Here is a 16,793-nt window from a genome sequence, read left to right on the forward strand (position 1 = left end):
AGTCATCTAAACTGATATACTATAAGCACTATGTTATCTAGGATTAATGTGCGGGAGCTTAGGATATTCGTTGCTTTGGCAGTTCTTGTAGGATTGTTAGCCTCCCCTGCTTATGTGGCTGCCTCGCCATTTGGCCAGGGGAAATTTGGTGCTGACGTTCCGTTTGGATCGGCAACAAGTATCTCGATTAATTTAAGTGGTGATGTACCGATTGCCCTGACGCCTGGCGGAGGTAATTTCAGCGGAACGGGTTCGCACGTCGTGACGGTTACCTCTACCGATGTGGTTGGGTATTATTTGTATGCGCATACGACGAGTGGAACGAGCATGACAAGCGGAGCGGCTTCAATTCCTGCTAGCTCAAATACATCCGCTGGATCTCTGTCTGTTGGCTCTTGGGGATACAACACGACTGGCTCAACGACAAACTTTTTAGGAATGCCTGCAACGAGTGTTGCGATAAAAGATGCCATCGGGCCGTATAAAAACGGAGATCCTACGACCGTAACGTACGGGGCTCTCGCGAGTGGTACGCAGGAAGCGGGTTCGTACTCAGTTGCTGTCACGTATACCGCAGTCGCTAAAAATCAGTGATCTTTCCTGAGCCGCCTTTTTCGTCGTAACAGTACGATAGCCAGCCAGATAGTTCCCCCTAGGGTTACCCAGAACCAAATGGGAACGTAGGCAATATATTTCTTTTTCTCCGTATATTGGCCCTCTTCGTTTCTATACCCGTAGGTAGCTTGGTAAATACCTGGTATCGCAGGGGGCTGAATGGTTGTTTCTACTGACCGTATCGTCTGAGGCAGGAGTACGTGTGCTACCTCATTCCTTTTCTGGTCTAAAAACCAACCCGACAGTTTACCTGAGATATATACGAAGAAGTGGGTGTTGCCGGTATTCTTAATATTTAAATGGAGCGGAATCGAGCCGCTAAACGTGATGAGTGGTAACGTGTCGGAAACAATCTCACTCGTCTTTTTGAGTTTCCCATCGACAGTGGCATATAGAATTAACGCGGTCCGCACCTGTTTTCCTGGACTGATCGTTGCCGAGGCGAAAATACTGAAATAGTGACCACCAGGACTAGCCCCTATTGGAGGATTGATGCTATAGGTAACCGTTTGGCTTGTTTTTGGCGCAAGGTCAACCTGTGTTTTTGAAAGCTTTACCCAATCTTCTTTGGGCGCGCTAAAGTTGTAGTCATACGTATAATCCGCGAGCGAGAATTGTCCGACGGAAAGGACCACTTTCATGGGAGCGTCGTTAAGATTCCCAACCGTAAAAGTACCAGTAGCTGCTTTGCCGGCGGCAACGTTCAGATACTGCCGGGGCGGCGTAACAAAAAGGCCCTTTGGCTGTTCGGCTACGGGTGGCGTGACGGCCGATACGGGTGGTCCGATGGCAAAAGTAAAAATAAATACTGCTAAGAAAAATATGCTTAGCAGGCGCTTCATGATTTACGCGGTCTCTGGGCGCTTGATGAGCTGTACTTGGATATCTGAAATGACGTTGATGTAGTGTTTAATCGCGAATGCTTGGGTCTCTTGATTCCGGTTTTGCCATTCGGGTGTCATGACGTAGCCATAGTTAAAATCAAAATCACATGATACAGGGTAATGGTCGAGCTTGTTATCAATGCGCCATTGCTTATTGACGTACAAAAAGCTGGATTCAGAAATAGCTCGCTGATGTGTCGGATCTTGCCATGCGCGCATGCTTGAGTAATAAGGGCAGACAATTCGGGCGAACCCTTTTATTGGAATATTTGGGTTAGCAGGATCGAATTCGGCAGGTTTTAGGATACGATAAATTTCGTCGAAAAATTGAAAAAACGGATCATCGCGGCTGTCCCCGTGTGGGATATGCTCAACGAAATTTGAACATTCAATTTCGTCAACCGAGTTGTCAGCAAATTGAGTCCAAGGAAATGTCATTAGATCTTGAACGTAATCGGCGTCATCTGTCTTAACGATGTCGACGCCCTTAAATCCTTCGGGTTTGTTGCCACCACAGGCTAGCGAAAGCCTTAAAACTGTATCTTTATTAGTAGATTGCTTGGATTTTGGCATATTATTCCTTTATTAGTTTTAGGTATGTGGCAAACTTATCTAAACCGACTGCTTCAATTCTGCCTAGTATAGTATTACAGGACACGCACAGCAATCCTCTTATCTGTCCAGTTGTATGTGAGTGGTCAACATGTAGTCCTCTGATTTTCCCCGCTTTAGGAATTCTGCCGCACAATCTGCATTGACCATTTTGAGCTATAGTCATTGCTTCAAATTGCTCTAAAGTTAAACCATACTTGTATTTAATGTGCTGAATCTTTTGTCTTGCGTTTACGGCTGTTTTATTTCTATGATGATATTCGCGACGAGCTGCGTTACTCTTTTCTTGGTTCTTTGCTCTCCACTTTCTCATATAAAGTCTACGTTTTTCTTTTTGACTTTCCGTTTTTGCGTATTCCCTTTTTCTCTCCCGGTATGCTTCTAAGTCTTTTAGTCTATGTTTCTGACTCTTATTCATTACTACATTATCGTATCATGCAAACAGGCTCACCACATAATTTGAGCAGAAGCATCGTAGTGTCCAACTCGTACTCGTGAATCACAAGCGAATTTATATCCAAGCTCACGGGCTTTTTGGAAGAACCATAAATCCTGGGTGTATACCTGCGTACCGACACCCGGTACGACTTCTTGCTTGGTTTTGAACCAGTTGCCGTAATCGAATCGTTTGTCTTTGAGCATTTCCGTACGGAATAGCGTAAAGCCCATACCTAATCCGTTGCACGGTGTGACTGTATCGGGTTGGGGTATCTGAGGGATGAAATTAAGAGGCATGACTGATGGGTCGCCGTAGCACATTGGCTGGCCGCCTTCACCTTTGGTCCAGTATAATCCACCAACAACGTCATATTCATCTATGGCTTCGTATAATTTCACGAGTCCATCCGCCGGAGGCGCGTTATCCTCTTCGAGTGTCAAAATATATTTAAAGCTACTGAGGTCGGGATTTTCAAGGATCATTTTTAGCACGCTATTGTACGCTTCTCCAACTTCCATGCCTTCCATGAAGATCGGTCCAATAACCTTTTGGTTCATAGGGCGTATGAGCCCTTGCCAGTTTTGGACAATCCTGGCTGGAATAGAACCGCGCGTAGGACATACGATAATCGTCGAAAGATCGCGGTAAGTTTTTTCTTTTTCTAGCCGAGCGACATAATCGCTGGCATTATGAAAACCAACATCGTCGGGTACAAGAATTTGGGGCTTAGTCATCTAACATATTATAAATGGTAATCGTATAAAACACCACAGATAGAGCTAAGGAGTTAAGTGACCGATGCAGGTGCTGCCGTTGATGTATTTTTTTATTCGTACTCTAATATGATTACTTTTAGCTATTAAAATGTTCCCGAGTAACGATTGTTAAGGATAACGTGCGGTATAAAGATGGCCATAGCGTGGTTGCGGTTAACCTGATTTGAACTTACGACCGTCGGTAGTACGCTAGAAGAAGCCGAGTATAGCCCATTCCAATAATTGCCTTGAGCTAATGTGGTAGCCGTGGCAACACTGACGCCAATCGTTCCGCCACGCTGTGCAGAAGTCATGTAGTTCTGGCCGATCCATGATAGAGGTGGGCCGAAGCCAGTCGAACGAATTAACAGGCCAAACACATATTCGCCTCCTTCTGCGAAAGCAGGCAATGAAGACCATTGAGAGCTTACAAAGCTAAGCCAACGAGCGCTCTGATAGTTGGCAGAGTTACTTGTATTAGCGGTAAATCCCCAAGAAGTAGATGCTGAATTAAGAAGTGATAAATTAGTCACATTATCACTGTAAACTCCTATATGAACTGTCATGGTGTGTGATGAGGAAGATGAAGTGTTCATGTTGCCGCTCATATTCAGCAGAACGGTATTGGCTGTAATATTTGCTGCGAAATTAGCATTCTCTTGATTGAGGCGTTGGAAGAATACGGAGTTGTTTGTAGTTCCTAGAACAGCAGTTCCACCACGATCCATGTTCTGGTAAAAGTCCATTGTCTGCGCGCCACCACCTCCGCCAGCACCTGCTGAGATCGTAATAGTATTTCCGCCGGCATCTGTCGATTGACTGAGAGTAATATTGTTGCCGCCTGCAAATACTACTTGGTTTGAGGCAGTCCCACTTGTCCCAGCGGTGTTACCAATATTGCTTATTCCAGCTGAAAACGCAGGCACACCCATGCTAATCGTTGAGCCGTTCGTAGAAATACTCAACGCGCCTGTTGCGGATAGGCTGGATGTTTGCGGGACAGAAAAGTTGAACGATTGTCCCGTTGTCGAGGCGATGGTCATCGCACCTCCGGCAACAGCAAGATTAGCAGTGCCACTTGTATATGTCGTCTGTGAATTGGCAAGTGCAATACCACCGCCTCCCCCTCCGGCACCACCAGAGATCTGAACAGAGCCATTGCTGTAGCCGACGCTTACCCCGCCTAGACCATTGAAAGTGAGACTGCGTGCATCAACTGTACCTGAATTAGTTTGTAGAGTGTTGCCAGTTACATTTATTCCAAGTGTCTGGTTCGTCTGTGAGGTAATACCGTTATGTGAAGCGTAGAACCCCTGTGTGCCCGTTGAGAAAGATATTCCGTTGCTATTAGCAAAAGTAGCTGTTTGAAATGTGAATGATCCATTGGCTGCGCTCAGTGCCTGATTGCTCTGAGAAGTTAAGCCGTTGTGCGAAGCGGTAATGACCGAGCCGGTCGTGAGGCCAAAACTAACACCATTTGAGTTCGAAAATTTTATGGCACTCATGTTGCTGGAGGAGTTGCTACCACTAACATTTATATTAGTTAGACCTCCGGCAGCACCGGAAATTGTAATGGCGTTTCCTGCTTGGCTAAGCGTAATATTGTTACCGCCAGCAAAAGTGAGCGTACCTGAAGAAACCAGTGCGCCTGCACCGGCCGTGTTGCCACCGATAGTGGCGTTGATACGGCCACCGTTCATTGGAGGAAGATACGTCATAGTCGTCTCATATTATATACCATGTGCTTCCGTCTGAGATAACTGTCAGCGACGTGTATTGAAGATCAAGTGATATGCTTGTCTGGCCATCGATCGTATCTGATCCAGAGCGCGCGACAGAGCAGGTATTTCCAGAACCGTCGATACGCTTAACGTAAAAGCGGTATCCGGAATTGGCAGAAGCTGTCGGCAAGGTAATCGCAACGTTTCCACTAGCGGCATTCGCGAATATGACGACGTCAGTACCTGCGATCGTATAGTTGCTTGTTTTGGTGCTGGTCGCTAGTGTCGCGTCGCTCCATGCTGGCAACCCACCACTGACACGGAGTGTCTTCCCTGCTCCACCGGCAGCTAGGCGTACGAAGTTGCCGGACGAGTCGCGGTAGTAGGTGTCGCCTGTCGCGCCGGAGGAATCGTCATACAGGGCAACCTTCTTACGGACCGTACCGGTGGTGATGGTAAAGAATAGGCTATCGGTGTTAAATTCAGTTGCCCCTACTTCTGGGGCGCTTAAAAGCGTGCCTGATGTCAGTTTTAGAGGCGCTGTACCTGCCGTAGCGGTTCCTGCGCGGATCGTAACCGTTTCGTGCCCGCCGTTTTCCGTGGGGTTATCGGTATCATCGTTATAGTGTTCCTTCATGAGGAACTGGCGAATAATATCACCCCATACGCCGTCGTCACTGTTGACTATTGGTAATCGTTGCTCGGCCATACGCTACGCTCCGAACTTCCTGGTGCCAAACCCTTTGTTGGAATCGGTTGTCGTTTTACTGACCGCTTCAATATCGCCAGATTTAAGTTGCGTGGCGATGGTAATAAGCCGGCTGATCCCAAGAATACCTAATAAAACAGCTCCCGTAATTTGTAAAAACTCACGTCGGGTTATTTGCTGTTTTGTTAGTTTATCTTGTAGTTCACTTGCCATGCCTAGTGCTTCATTCGTTTGATTTTTGTCGTCCTATGCTTCGGTCGGGAAAATTTAAGGATTTTACTTGTTAGCGACCATATGCCCGCAACGAGTAATAGTATAAACAGTAAGAGCCCAGCTAATATTTTCCAAGGAATAACCCAAAAGCCGGCTTCTCCGGTAATAGGTATGTCACGCTGGCCATCGTTATATATCGCGACAACTTTGGCGGTGTAGTGGCCTACGCGTATGTTAGAAAGATTTGACCAATTCCAGTCTACTTTTTTAGATGCGTCCGTTCCGTCGGTACGCTCAACGGGAAACCCGTTATCCCAGTCGACAGAGAAAGTACGGGTCGTGCCAGGTAAGATATATCCCCCGCCTTTGTTGACTGCTAAAATATCGATCGGGTTGTTATCCTTGGAATCGCGCTGTAAGAATATATCACCGGCTGGCTGCGCGATAGTATTACCCGTGTTCCTGATCTTTACGTTGATCGTAGAAGGAAGATATTCGTACATGCCTTTATCAGTGGAAACGCTTTCTATCTCAAGTTTGCGAGTAGCGCCTGGCCGGTCAATGTTCAGCAAGACGAACACGCCTATCTGGGCTTTGATTGACCGCCCCGATTCCTTTGACGGCTGATCATTTCTTTGAATCAGCATTGCGAAAGAATAGCTAAACCCCGCGTCCTTTGGGACGTCGATCGTGAGCTGTTGGTCGTACCACTGTCCCGGGCTTACTTCAAAGGTGCTTGCTTTAAACTTTATCCAGCTGGCTATTTCAGGAGGTTTCGTGTCATCGAACTGCACTTCGCCGGTCGTATTATTGATCTTAAAACTACGAGGTTCGATCTTCAGTTTCTCAGTTTGCGGTCCGGCATTCCGCACTTTGAAATCGATCGTTTTGCTTTCCCCGGGCTTTACCGTAGTCACGACTGGTGATGGCGAAACTTCTAAGTAAAATTCGCCCTCAGCGGCTGAAGCCGTTTGATGCTGAAATATTACATTAGCACTGAGCGATGCTGAAAGCATCGCTAGCGACAAAATAATACGACGAAGATGTTTGCTCATATATGTTTTCCTAAAGGGGTTTAAAACAGTCCGGCACCTATAACGGTTAGCGTATCCGTGTAGTCACTAGCTGAGGCTGTGATTGGGCTGATTGCCGCGTTGTTCTTGATGGTGAGCACTGCGGTATCGGCAGTACCGTTTGAAGACGCAAGCGTCCTTAGGGTCGTGTCAAGGCCGCCACCTTGGCCTGCACCAGTTCCTACGAAAGGCGCGGCGACGGTAAGCGTACCAGATCCACCTACTTGTGATGAGGTAATACCGGTATTATATCCTTGCGTTCCCGCGACGAGCGTACTGTTCGAACCAGGGGTCGTTGATCCAATCGTGTATGATGCCGTTGCTGACGTAAGGCCGGTATTTAAATCTTTAGACCATACCATCCAACCGTTCTTAGCATTGGTGTTAACGGTTGCTGTCCGTGGCGTAGGACTCGTAGTGACGCTACTTGTCGTAAGCGTACCAAGCGCATCGGTGCTACCGCTTAGCGCGAAAGAGAATGTCGAAGGAACGGTTGCCGAAACGATAATTTGGTCGTTTGCTATGCTGGCCGTGCTATAGCCCGCACTATCAATATCCGTTGGGGTTACCGTCCTGGTGAGGACCGTACCCGTATTAGAACTTGTCGCGCTGGCTTTTACGGTGACTGCCGCACTGTTTATCCAGTTAAAGCAGTAGAGCGTGCTAGCGGTAAGGTCACCACTAGGGAACGTCACGACTTGTCCCGTGACGTTCGTTGCCGTGTTGATGCCAACCCACGCCGTTCCGCCTGTTGGCCAAGCTAAGTTAGTGGTGCTCGTCGTGAAGTTAGCAGCTGTTCCTAAGGTGTAGCCCGTAGGAAACGTTACTTGAACGTCCGCCTCGGTAGCGGTGCTTGTTGGTTTTGCGCAGATTGTTCCTGTGGTTGGGGCACTTGTCTGCATTCGGTCGAATCTGACGGTTGCCTGTCCTAGGTCGGCTGCCGCTGCAAAGCTATGTGATAAAAGTGGAAGAACTAGTGACAACGCAATAACCGCTGCCAGTAATACTCTGTTCGTGACAAAAGTTACTTGCTTATGTATATGATTCATTACACTACCCTCGTCGTGATGACGACAATTTAATTTACCTTAAGTATAATCACTATACAACTTATATGCAAGCAAATTAGGTAACGTAACTTACCTACTTATTTGTCGTTGGTTCTATGCCCTGGGCTAACTTTCCCATTAACAGGCTGAACTGCTTCAATTCCTCATCATCAAGCGTGTGAAAATAGCTTTTATCCGCAAATCGGGCATAAGATGGCAGTGCTTTTCGTAGGCCGTCAAATGCTTTTTTTGAAAGTGCTACCCTAACGAACCGGTTATCATGCGATGACATATTACGTTCGACTAAATCAAGCTTCTGCAGGGACTCCACGCGTTGCGTGATCGCGCTGCTGCTGACACCTACGATACTGGCAAGCTCTTTTATGCTTGTTCCTTCAGGGTGACGCGCTAAAATGCCTAGTAGTTCGCGCTGGGAACGGCTATAGCCTTTCCACCAACTATCCATTATTTGTGACGACCGACGCCTTAAAACAGCGAAATCGCTCACGATATTGACGATCATTTTTGCTCTGTTCATACGATTATCTCCTTGGGAAAATTCAGAATTCGGACATACCTCTGCAGTCCTATGTGTATAATTATACTATATGTTACTATTTCTATAGGTTAGTGTAGCTACCTAATGTAATAAATTAAATGCTACGGTTTGACGAGATGGTTCTCTCAGTGAATTTGTATTTTATATATCAATTGGTTTCAAAAGTACGACTATTGTCGCGGCTTGCGGTTTTTGGCCTCTTTGGGCTTTGCCTTTTGTTTTCGTCACTCCTGCATGTAGTCCAAAGTAGCGCCCAATCCTATGACGTGACGGCTAAGGTAGCCCCTCCGCCTCCTACGAGTCCCGCAATTATTACGTCTCCCACCAACTTTCAGCATTTCACCACGCCAATTATTACGGTTGAAGGGACGTGTTCGCCGGATACCGCGTACGTGGTCATTAGCCGTAACGGGGTTACCGTTGGTATGCCACTTTGTGAAAATGGTGCGTTTTCCGTGGAAATTGAACTTGAGCGTGATGTCAATATTTTAGGCGCAATAGCCTTTAACGGCGGTGGAGAAGGTCCTTCGGTACCACCGATAACGGTCTACTTTGACCCACCGTTAATCTCTTCGTCCATATTGTCCTTCTTGGGTATAGATAATACGAAGCCGGGACAACTTTTGGAACTTCCTGCAATACTCAACCAACCCTACCCCCAATCAGTCTCCCCCCGCTTACCTACGATAGATTCGGGCAAAAAAGCGTTGCCATTGCCAGACTTTGTCCTGCCGTCAATAGGTGCGGCAATCGTTGTAGCTACGGCTAGCGTGGCCTTGTTTTATACCAGATGGACACGATCAGTCTTAAAGGGTTTTTGGAATCGCGGACGGGGTGGTAAATAAGCAAGATCTGACTGTATAATAAAGACATAATCATAATGTAGGAGGAACTATGCAATCAAAACTAAACCCATATTTAGGTTTTAAAGATAACGCCCGTGAAGCGATGGAATTTTATAAAACCGTCTTTGGCGGCAAACTCGAAGTCCATACTTTCGAGGAATACCATGCTTCTGAAGATCCAGGTGAAGCTGACAAGGTCATGCACTCTATGCTCGAAGCCGAAAACGGTATTACCTTTATGGCATCAGACACTCCTAACGGCATGGAATACAAACCTGGTACGAATGTCAGTATGTCACTCAGTGGCGATAGTGACGTGGAACTAGCCGGTTACTTTAACAAGCTTTCCGAAGGTGGCACGGTCACGCAGCCACTTGAAAGCGCTCCTTGGGGTGACAAATTCGGCATGGTGAATGACAAGTTCGGCATTCAGTGGATGGTGAGCATCGCTGGTAAAAAAGAAGCGTAGTAGCTAGCTTTAAACGGCAGAACCCCACCTATTTTTAGGTGGGGTTTTTATAATTTTCAATAGCATGAACTTGTTGGTTGTGTGCGGCATTGCATATAATAAATAAGGTCTCGAGAGAGATGATACGCCAACTTCTACTAGGAGGTGTGTATGCGAAAGTGGTTCACCTACAACGTCGGCAGTATGCCCAACGTTGGCAATATGGGTAATCCGGAAGTGGCGGAAAAGTTCGCCGCTGTCAATACGCCAAAACCTGCCGTTCGCGGAGGAGGAGAAGTACGCCCAGGAGAGCGTAGCTGGGTGGTCTACATTGCCCAGGCAATCGCTCGGGCGGTCGGTATTTCAGAACCAGATGAGTCGTATGGAACAAAGTACCGGCACTATGCCGGTAGGGCGCTCCGGGGCCTATGGCACTGGAGGCGGATCAACCGGCGGATTGCGGATGGGCATCTGCCTAATCTCGGCTATGCCAAATGGGCGGAAGAGGATTACGAGAACTTCAAGGCCTCCGAGAAAAGCAAGCCTACGGGCGCGCGTTTCATGCGAGGTATTGCCACCGCTTGGGCGATCAAGCTGTTTTCGGGTGTCATTCTTTTCAACCAGAAGAAGTTTGAAGAGAAGATTGTCCAAGATGCTAAGGAGATCCTCGCCCTCCGCAAGCCAGGTGATCCGGAGATTGTGCTGCAATTCGAGTTGCCTCTTGAAATGGCACTCGGCGCGCTATTGCCGATGCCGAACTGGCTGCGGCAAAAGTTCTACGGGCTTTTTCTGAGGTCGATCGAACGGATCATCCTTCAGCTTCCCGAGGGAACGGCTTTTGCCTTTCACCTCTGCTGGGGTGATTTGGGCGGAAGAGCGCTTGTGCCAAGGTGGCTGCAGGCGGTTGGTGCCAAGATCGCGATGGTTAACGCGATCACTGCTCTTCCGCTATGGGAGAACTACAGGCTGTTCGCTATCCATGATCCGTTCGGGGATGGCCGGCATGCTCCTAGGGTGACGTGGTGGACACGGTGGAGGTACGCCAGGCGGCTCAATCCCCTACCCGAGGGCGTGTTGTACGCCTTTGGCATCGTGCATCGGAATCTTCGGGCCAGCAAAATCGCCCAGATTGCTAACGCCTTGGCTGACGTACTCGAAAAGAAGGGTGCGGCTGCTTTTGCGCTAAGCACCCCGTGCGGAATGGGACGGATGATAACGGGACGTGCCCGTGAGCTCCTAGAGAGTATCCGGGAGGCATTCTCATCCCTCCGTTGACGTATCCCAGCCAGGCGGGCCGCTACGATGCGGCTCGTCTGGCTGGACTGACTAATAGGAATTTATTTTATAGACCCGTGCTATTTGTTCGTATCCGTACGTGTCGCCTTTAAATATTGTGAGGGTGATACCCCGGTTGCGCTTTTAAATTCGCGGGTGAAGTGTGACTGGCTGCTGTAGCCTTGTTCGGCAGCGGCTTCTGTCCATGTGATGCCTGCGTGGGTATGAACCTGCCGTATGGTATCAAGTAACCTTCTGCGGGTGAGTACCCATTTTAGAGAGACGCCAACGTACGTGTGAAAAAGGAGTTGTAACGAGCGCTCACTCTTACCTATCGTTTTCGCTATACCCTTGACGTTTTGAGGCAGTTCATTGGTATCAAGCGCGGCCATGATTTTACCTACAAGCTGGAGATTCCTATCATACGCGGGAAGCCTGCTGGTCAATAACGCTTCAAGGCTGCTGACTATCTCTTTGTCCGAGGATGCCAAAAGTTTTGAGATAAAATCAGCGTCTGCCCCTGGAAATACGGCGGTGACCGGTATAGTTTTGTCCATCATTTCTGACAGTGGACGTTTCAGGAACGGATAAAAGCCACCGGGTTGGAACTTAACCCCCGCGATAACGCCATCGGCGTGCGGGTTGTATCTAAATTTTCCAGGGATAGTGCTATGGATGAATGCTTTTTTTGCTGAAAAGAATAGATACACATTTGGACCGGATAGGATTTCGATTGGCTGATACGGTGTCTGCGTAGAGGATTTTTGGCGCTGAGTCCAAATGTGCGTCACAAAAGGCTGCAGAATATCTGATGGTTCGTAGCAGTGTAGCTCGAAATGAGCCTTGAATCCTTCCTGGTCAAGAATACCCGGATGAGGGAGATTAAGTTCGCGTAAGCGTTTTGCGGATTTTTGCAAGCTTTTTACCATCTCTTTATGTATTATAGCGGGTATATAGGGCATTCGTGCTTTGTGAGGGAAACAAAAATTAAAAAATTACTAACTATCATCGTCACCGTGGGGGCCTTCATAGGGCTTGGTTTCTGGTTGTTTATTGTTTTGCAGCCTAAAGATTCGGCAACTAATCCACCCGACAATAAGATATCAAATATCTTACCCTCGATTAAATTAGTTATTTCTGATGATAGTTTTAAGACAATCAATGATAGCAAAACCCTTGAAATTGCTATTGATTCAGATAATAGTGCAGCGATTTCAAAAGTCGAATACCTACTGGATGACAAAGTTGCCGCTAGGAGCATTGAAGCACCTTTTGCAGTCACGATAAGTATCGCACAGCTTTCGGCTGGCGAGCATACGCTGCAGGCAATTGCGTACGACACCAAGGGCAGTAGCGTGAAGAGCAAAGTATTTACTTTTACTGTTGAGTCTGATGAGGTTGTGCCTTCGGATGACTCGTCTAGCGACATGGTAGGTTCCCTTCCTCGCAAGAAATCTAGCGTAGTTACTGCAAGTACTGGTGGATCGCAGAATTCGAGTGGTAATTCTGGCGGTGACTCCGGCCCGAGCGATCCGGATGATCCAAGCGGCCTTGAAGATGGTGTTCGCACCGCTGGTGGGTGGTGGTCTTCCCTTCCTACTAGCATGGAGGTTTGTAGTAACGGGGTCCTAGACGGAGGGCCAACAAGCGCCCCAGCGGGTGCAATAACTGTTCCTGCTGGTGATAATGCGGGCTTCAGCTTGAATCAGGCGAACAAAACCTTTTGGTTTGCACCGGGAGTCCATACGCTTGGTTCGGGTATATTCAGCAGCATAACGGCTGGTGAAGGAAGCACGTATATCGGTGCTCCAGGTGCCATTATCGATGGTCAATTCATCAATAGATATGCCTTTCAAGGAAACGCTACGAATGTGCGTGTGGCCTACCTTGAGATCCGTAACTTTGGAGTCGATATGAGCGATCCTAATGTTACGGAGCCCGTCAATAATAATGAAGGGGTAATTAACCACGATGCGGGTGATGGCTGGACGATGGAATACCTCAATGCTCATCATAACGACGGTGCAGCAATCTTTATGGGAAGCGAAAACCAAGTACGCAACAACTGCATGAAAGATAATGGGCAGTATGGCTTTAGCATGTTTAAGATGCCTATTAGCGGCGACTCGGCCATTAAAGACATCGTCATCGATCACAATGAAATCTCCGGTAATAACCAAGACGATTGGGAAAGCCTCATTGACGGCTGTGGCTGTACTGGTGCTGGTAAATTCTGGGATGTTGAAGGTGCAGCCGTAACTAACAACTACGTGCATGACAATCTTAGCACCGGTTTATGGGCTGACACTAACGACATTGACTTCCTATTCGACAGTAACTGGATTGAGCATAACAGTGGTGAAGGTATTTGGTACGAAATTAGCTACAATGCCACTATTAGCCGGAACGTCCTCAAGCGTAACGCTTGGACAACTGGTCAAAATAACACCGGTTCCCCTGGCCCAGCAATCTACATTTCCGAATCGGGCGGTGATAGCCGGCTTCAATCAAGCACTAGCGGTAGCACCGACTTCCAGATTAAAAATAACCTTCTAGAAGATAATTTCTCAGGTGTTTCTATCTACGAAAACTCTAACCGCTTCTGTAACTCAAATGGTAATACGAGCAAAGGCTACTGTACGCCATTTGTTTTACCAACACTTATTCCTGAACCACATGATTTCGATTACCCTAATCCTATCAGTACCACCCACCCATGCTATACGCAGATAAAGAATGCGCCTTATACGGCAGACTGTCGTTGGCATGCTAAAAACGTGCAAGTGTTTAATAATGAGTTCCGCTTTGATCCAACTGTAGTACCTTGTGTTGGGAGCTACTGTGGTGTTCAGGCACTCTTTGCAACTGGCGCCGACAATATGAACACTGGGCCGACCTATGGAGCATGGGTACCTCTCGCATACAACGTAGCCAATGTTCAAAATGATGTTATGTTGAACAATAACAATAAATTTTATAACAATAAATATTTTGGCAACTGGCGTTTTGCCAAGGGGTATGGCGAAAAGATTTACTACGGTTCCTGGCGGGCAGCACCCTTCTTGCAAGATAACGGGAGTACGTTTGATGGTCTGTTAGGACCTGCGCCAGTTGCAAATAGCTTAGATACTGATACGGCAACACTTGAAGGTTCGATCGGTCATTGGGAGCCTTGGTATTCGGCCGGTGTAACGCAGTCAACGCTTGAAGCGCATAGCGGTACGCATAGTCTCAAAATTAATGTTACGGATGAGGGCGGTTGGGCTGCCGACCTTAATAACTGGCCAGGTTTACCATCAGGACCCGGCAATAAGCATATCAGTTTTTGGGCGAAGCAGGGATTCGGGGCTACCTCTAGCGTAACGATGAGGGTCAAGTGGTATAGCGATGCTAATACACTTCTACAAACCGACCCGGTTCCTCTTGCTGGTTTGACGACAGGATGGCAGCAGGCTAACATGAACGTTACTGCGCCTGTCGGTACGGTGAACGTATTTGTCGAATTTTCCAGTAGTTCCGGAACCGTTGGTAATACAGTGTATGCAGATGACTTTATAATAGGAGATATATAAGTTGAGCAGCTTTACTAATCACGAGCATTTTGATAAAATTTAAGTAAACGTAGTAATAAAAATAACAACATAAGTTAGGCAAGAAAGACATGGCAAGATTACCAATTCCTGGCTCGGACGATGGAGACTGGGGTGATGTCCTTAACGATTACCTACTACAATCCCTCACCTCAGCTGGCGCTCTCAAGCCTGATGCAGTGAGTGCCACCTCATTGCAAGACAATTCTGTCACCAATACCACTTTGCAAGATGGGTCGGTCACGGCTCCGAAGCTCTCTGCTCCTGGTGGCGCTACCGGTGAAGTCCTCGTTCGGGATACCGGAGTGTCTGGTGGTATTAAATGGGACGTGGTTGGTGGCGGCGGCGCTCCATCCGGCGCCGCGGGAGGCGACCTAGGCGGTACCTACCCTAATCCTATTGTTCCTGGTCTTGCCACCAAGGAACCCCTCATTACCGCTGGCTCTACTGCCCAATACTACCGTGGTGATAAGAGCTTCCAAACACTCGACAAGACCGCTGTTGGCCTCGCTAACGTCGACAATATCTCCGACGCGAATAAACCCGTCTCTACGGCTACCCAGACTGCTCTCAACGGCAAGGTTACGGCTAACGGTGCCATTACCGGTGCCACCAATACCAAAATCACCTACGACACAAAAGGTCTTGTTACTGCAGGTACTGCTGCCACCCAAGACGACATTACCGACGGCACCACCTTTAAGCAATATTCAGCTACTGAAAAAACCAAACTAGCTGGCATCGCCACCGGCGCCACGGCGAACAGCTCTGATGCTACCTTGCTTAACCGTACTAACCACACCGGAACACAAACCGCCGCGACGATCTCTGACTTTAACACCGCTGCCGACACTCGAGCTGATGCTAGAATTGCGGCAGCCTCCATCAACGCCCTGGCTGATGTTATCATCATCACGCCAGCTAACGGTGAAGTCCTCAAATACAATGGCACCAACTGGGTCAACGGGACCGACACTACTGGTGGCGTTACCGACGGCGACAAGGGCGATATTACTGTCTCGGGTTCGGGTGCCACCTGGACCATAGACACCGCTGCCGTTACTGGGGCTAAGATAGCAGGCACCACTATTACCGACGCTAACATTTCAGCCAGCGCGGCAATTGTGCAAAGTAAAATCCAGAACTTAACGACCGACCTTGCTGCTAAACAGCCCATTGACACCGACCTAACCGCCATTGCTGCTCTCACCCCAACGAACGATGACCTCCTCCAACGGAAAGCTGGTGTTTGGACTAATCGCACGCCTGCTCAAGTAAAGACTGATCTTGGCCTCGCTAACGTTGACAATACCAGTGATGCGAATAAGCCGGTCTCTACGGCTACGACGACGGCGCTTGGGGGGAAAGCTAGTACTGCAACCACTGTTTCTGCCGGTACGGGGTTAACGGGAGGTGGCGATTTAAGCGCTAACCGTACTATTTCTGCTAACTTTGGAGTCGCAGCCGGTACTATTGCCCAGGGCAACGATACCCGCATTACTGGTGCTGAGCAAGCTGCTAATAAAAATATAGCTAACGGATATGCTAGTTTGAATGCTTCAACACATGTCCCGACTGCTCAACTTGGATCTGGAACAGCAGATAGTACGACGTATCTTCGTGGAGATAATACTTGGGCTACTCCTGCTGCGGGCGGGGGCGTTTCTCCTATTAACGGTGGTGGCGAAACTTATTTTGACGCTGGAAGTTCCGGAGCTGCTAAGACACTAGACCTTATAAATGGAAATGTTCAAAAATTAACCCTAACCGCAAACTGCACGATTACTTTGACTGGTCCTGCAACAGGAGCTTACCGATCAATGCTTTTGTATGTATTTCAAGATGGAACAGGGCTACGCACGATTACATGGCCCGCATCCGTTAAATGGGGGGCGGCCGGAGCGCCCTTTTTGTCGACAACTTCGTTAAAAATGGATAAGATCTTACTCGATACTGTTGACGGCGGTACTACGTGGTACGGGTCGGCGGGCCCCGGGGGCTTCTAG

General features: G+C 48.0%; 17 protein-coding genes. 6 read left to right on the plus strand and 11 right to left on the minus strand.

Going from position 1 to position 16,793, the window contains the following annotated elements; genetic code table 11:
- Positions 1–30: 30 nt before the first annotated feature.
- On the plus strand, positions 31–594 hold the full coding sequence (locus VK497_04995) for a hypothetical protein (protein HMI09721.1): 564 nt from the start codon (positions 31–33) through the stop codon (positions 592–594).
- Here the strand turns inward: VK497_04995 and VK497_05000 are convergent.
- From VK497_05000 to VK497_05045, 10 genes are all read right to left on the minus strand, one after another.
- Positions 588–1,457, minus strand: a complete 870-nt coding sequence (locus tag VK497_05000) for a hypothetical protein (protein HMI09722.1) — start codon at positions 1,455–1,457, stop codon at positions 588–590. The two genes, VK497_04995 and VK497_05000, sit on opposite strands and share 7 nt — an antisense overlap.
- 3 nt (positions 1,458–1,460) lie before the next feature.
- The gene (locus tag VK497_05005; protein ID HMI09723.1) at positions 1,461–2,072 is read right to left on the minus strand and encodes a hypothetical protein; all 612 of its coding nucleotides are present in this window, start codon (positions 2,070–2,072) and stop codon (positions 1,461–1,463) included.
- Position 2,073: 1 nt separating this feature from the next.
- Complete coding sequence (locus VK497_05010) at positions 2,074–2,529, minus strand: endonuclease VII domain-containing protein (protein HMI09724.1); 456 nt, start codon at positions 2,527–2,529, stop codon at positions 2,074–2,076.
- 29 nt (positions 2,530–2,558) lie between these two features.
- Entirely contained in the window at positions 2,559–3,284 is a 726-nt protein-coding gene (locus tag VK497_05015) for a hypothetical protein (GenBank protein ID HMI09725.1), read from the minus strand.
- Positions 3,285–3,409: 125 nt separating this feature from the next.
- A complete protein-coding gene (locus VK497_05020; protein ID HMI09726.1) occupies positions 3,410–5,023 on the minus strand; it encodes a hypothetical protein in 1,614 nt (537 codons plus the stop codon).
- A 7-nt stretch (positions 5,024–5,030) separates the two neighbouring features.
- Positions 5,031–5,735, minus strand: a complete 705-nt coding sequence (locus tag VK497_05025) for a hypothetical protein (protein HMI09727.1) — start codon at positions 5,733–5,735, stop codon at positions 5,031–5,033.
- Positions 5,736–5,738: 3 nt separating this feature from the next.
- A complete protein-coding gene (locus tag VK497_05030) occupies positions 5,739–5,948 on the minus strand; it encodes a hypothetical protein (protein HMI09728.1) in 210 nt (69 codons plus the stop codon).
- Between the two features lie 2 nt (positions 5,949–5,950).
- Positions 5,951–7,003, minus strand: coding sequence for a hypothetical protein (locus VK497_05035; protein HMI09729.1), 1,053 nt, complete (start codon positions 7,001–7,003; stop codon positions 5,951–5,953).
- 20 nt (positions 7,004–7,023) lie between these two features.
- Complete coding sequence (locus VK497_05040; protein ID HMI09730.1) at positions 7,024–8,070, minus strand: hypothetical protein; 1,047 nt, start codon at positions 8,068–8,070, stop codon at positions 7,024–7,026.
- A 94-nt stretch (positions 8,071–8,164) separates the two neighbouring features.
- The gene (locus tag VK497_05045) at positions 8,165–8,608 is read right to left on the minus strand and encodes a MarR family transcriptional regulator (GenBank protein HMI09731.1); all 444 of its coding nucleotides are present in this window, start codon (positions 8,606–8,608) and stop codon (positions 8,165–8,167) included.
- A 173-nt stretch (positions 8,609–8,781) separates the two neighbouring features.
- Between VK497_05045 and VK497_05050 the strand changes: the two genes are divergently transcribed.
- The 3 genes from VK497_05050 to VK497_05060 all read left to right on the plus strand — a co-directional run bounded on the left by VK497_05050 (position 8,782) and on the right by VK497_05060 (position 11,197).
- Entirely contained in the window at positions 8,782–9,474 is a 693-nt protein-coding gene (locus VK497_05050; protein ID HMI09732.1) for a hypothetical protein, read from the plus strand.
- Between the two features lie 49 nt (positions 9,475–9,523).
- Positions 9,524–9,943 (plus strand): VOC family protein, encoded by a 420-nt coding sequence (locus VK497_05055; GenBank protein ID HMI09733.1) that lies wholly within the window; start codon positions 9,524–9,526, stop codon positions 9,941–9,943.
- Between the two features lie 150 nt (positions 9,944–10,093).
- Entirely contained in the window at positions 10,094–11,197 is a 1,104-nt protein-coding gene (locus VK497_05060; GenBank protein ID HMI09734.1) for a hypothetical protein, read from the plus strand.
- 80 nt (positions 11,198–11,277) lie between these two features.
- Here the strand turns inward: VK497_05060 and VK497_05065 are convergent, their stop codons facing one another.
- Positions 11,278–12,126: a helix-turn-helix domain-containing protein gene (locus VK497_05065; GenBank protein ID HMI09735.1), complete on the minus strand. Its 849-nt coding sequence runs from the start codon at positions 12,124–12,126 to the stop codon at positions 11,278–11,280.
- Positions 12,127–12,168: 42 nt separating this feature from the next.
- Between VK497_05065 and VK497_05070 the strand changes: the two genes are divergently transcribed.
- Together VK497_05070 and VK497_05075 are read left to right on the plus strand one after the other, a co-directional pair.
- Positions 12,169–14,769: a right-handed parallel beta-helix repeat-containing protein gene (locus VK497_05070; protein ID HMI09736.1), complete on the plus strand. Its 2,601-nt coding sequence runs from the start codon at positions 12,169–12,171 to the stop codon at positions 14,767–14,769.
- A gap of 89 nt (positions 14,770–14,858) precedes the next feature.
- Complete coding sequence (locus VK497_05075; GenBank protein HMI09737.1) at positions 14,859–16,793, plus strand: hypothetical protein; 1,935 nt, start codon at positions 14,859–14,861, stop codon at positions 16,791–16,793.

This window comes from Candidatus Saccharimonadales bacterium (assembly GCA_035317825.1).
GTDB lineage: Bacteria > Patescibacteriota > Saccharimonadia > Saccharimonadales > Saccharimonadaceae > DATHGB01.

Bases quoted from the DNA above. Each gene is read 5' to 3' on its own strand.
- VK497_04995 (HMI09721.1), top strand. From the start codon at position 31: ATGTTATCTAGGATTAATGTGCGGGAGCTTAGGATATTCGTTGCTTTG.
- VK497_05000 (HMI09722.1), bottom strand. From the start codon at position 1,457: ATGAAGCGCCTGCTAAGCATATTTTTCTTAGCAGTATTTATTTTTACT.
- VK497_05005 (HMI09723.1), bottom strand. From the start codon at position 2,072: ATGCCAAAATCCAAGCAATCTACTAATAAAGATACAGTTTTAAGGCTT.
- VK497_05010 (HMI09724.1), bottom strand. From the start codon at position 2,529: ATGAATAAGAGTCAGAAACATAGACTAAAAGACTTAGAAGCATACCGG.
- VK497_05015 (HMI09725.1), bottom strand. From the start codon at position 3,284: ATGACTAAGCCCCAAATTCTTGTACCCGACGATGTTGGTTTTCATAAT.
- VK497_05020 (HMI09726.1), bottom strand. From the start codon at position 5,023: ATGACGTATCTTCCTCCAATGAACGGTGGCCGTATCAACGCCACTATC.
- VK497_05025 (HMI09727.1), bottom strand. From the start codon at position 5,735: ATGGCCGAGCAACGATTACCAATAGTCAACAGTGACGACGGCGTATGG.
- VK497_05030 (HMI09728.1), bottom strand. From the start codon at position 5,948: ATGGCAAGTGAACTACAAGATAAACTAACAAAACAGCAAATAACCCGA.
- VK497_05035 (HMI09729.1), bottom strand. From the start codon at position 7,003: ATGAGCAAACATCTTCGTCGTATTATTTTGTCGCTAGCGATGCTTTCA.
- VK497_05040 (HMI09730.1), bottom strand. From the start codon at position 8,070: ATGAATCATATACATAAGCAAGTAACTTTTGTCACGAACAGAGTATTA.
- VK497_05045 (HMI09731.1), bottom strand. From the start codon at position 8,608: ATGAACAGAGCAAAAATGATCGTCAATATCGTGAGCGATTTCGCTGTT.
- VK497_05055 (HMI09733.1), top strand. From the start codon at position 9,524: ATGCAATCAAAACTAAACCCATATTTAGGTTTTAAAGATAACGCCCGT.
- VK497_05060 (HMI09734.1), top strand. From the start codon at position 10,094: ATGCGAAAGTGGTTCACCTACAACGTCGGCAGTATGCCCAACGTTGGC.
- VK497_05065 (HMI09735.1), bottom strand. From the start codon at position 12,126: ATGGTAAAAAGCTTGCAAAAATCCGCAAAACGCTTACGCGAACTTAAT.
- VK497_05075 (HMI09737.1), top strand. From the start codon at position 14,859: ATGGCAAGATTACCAATTCCTGGCTCGGACGATGGAGACTGGGGTGAT.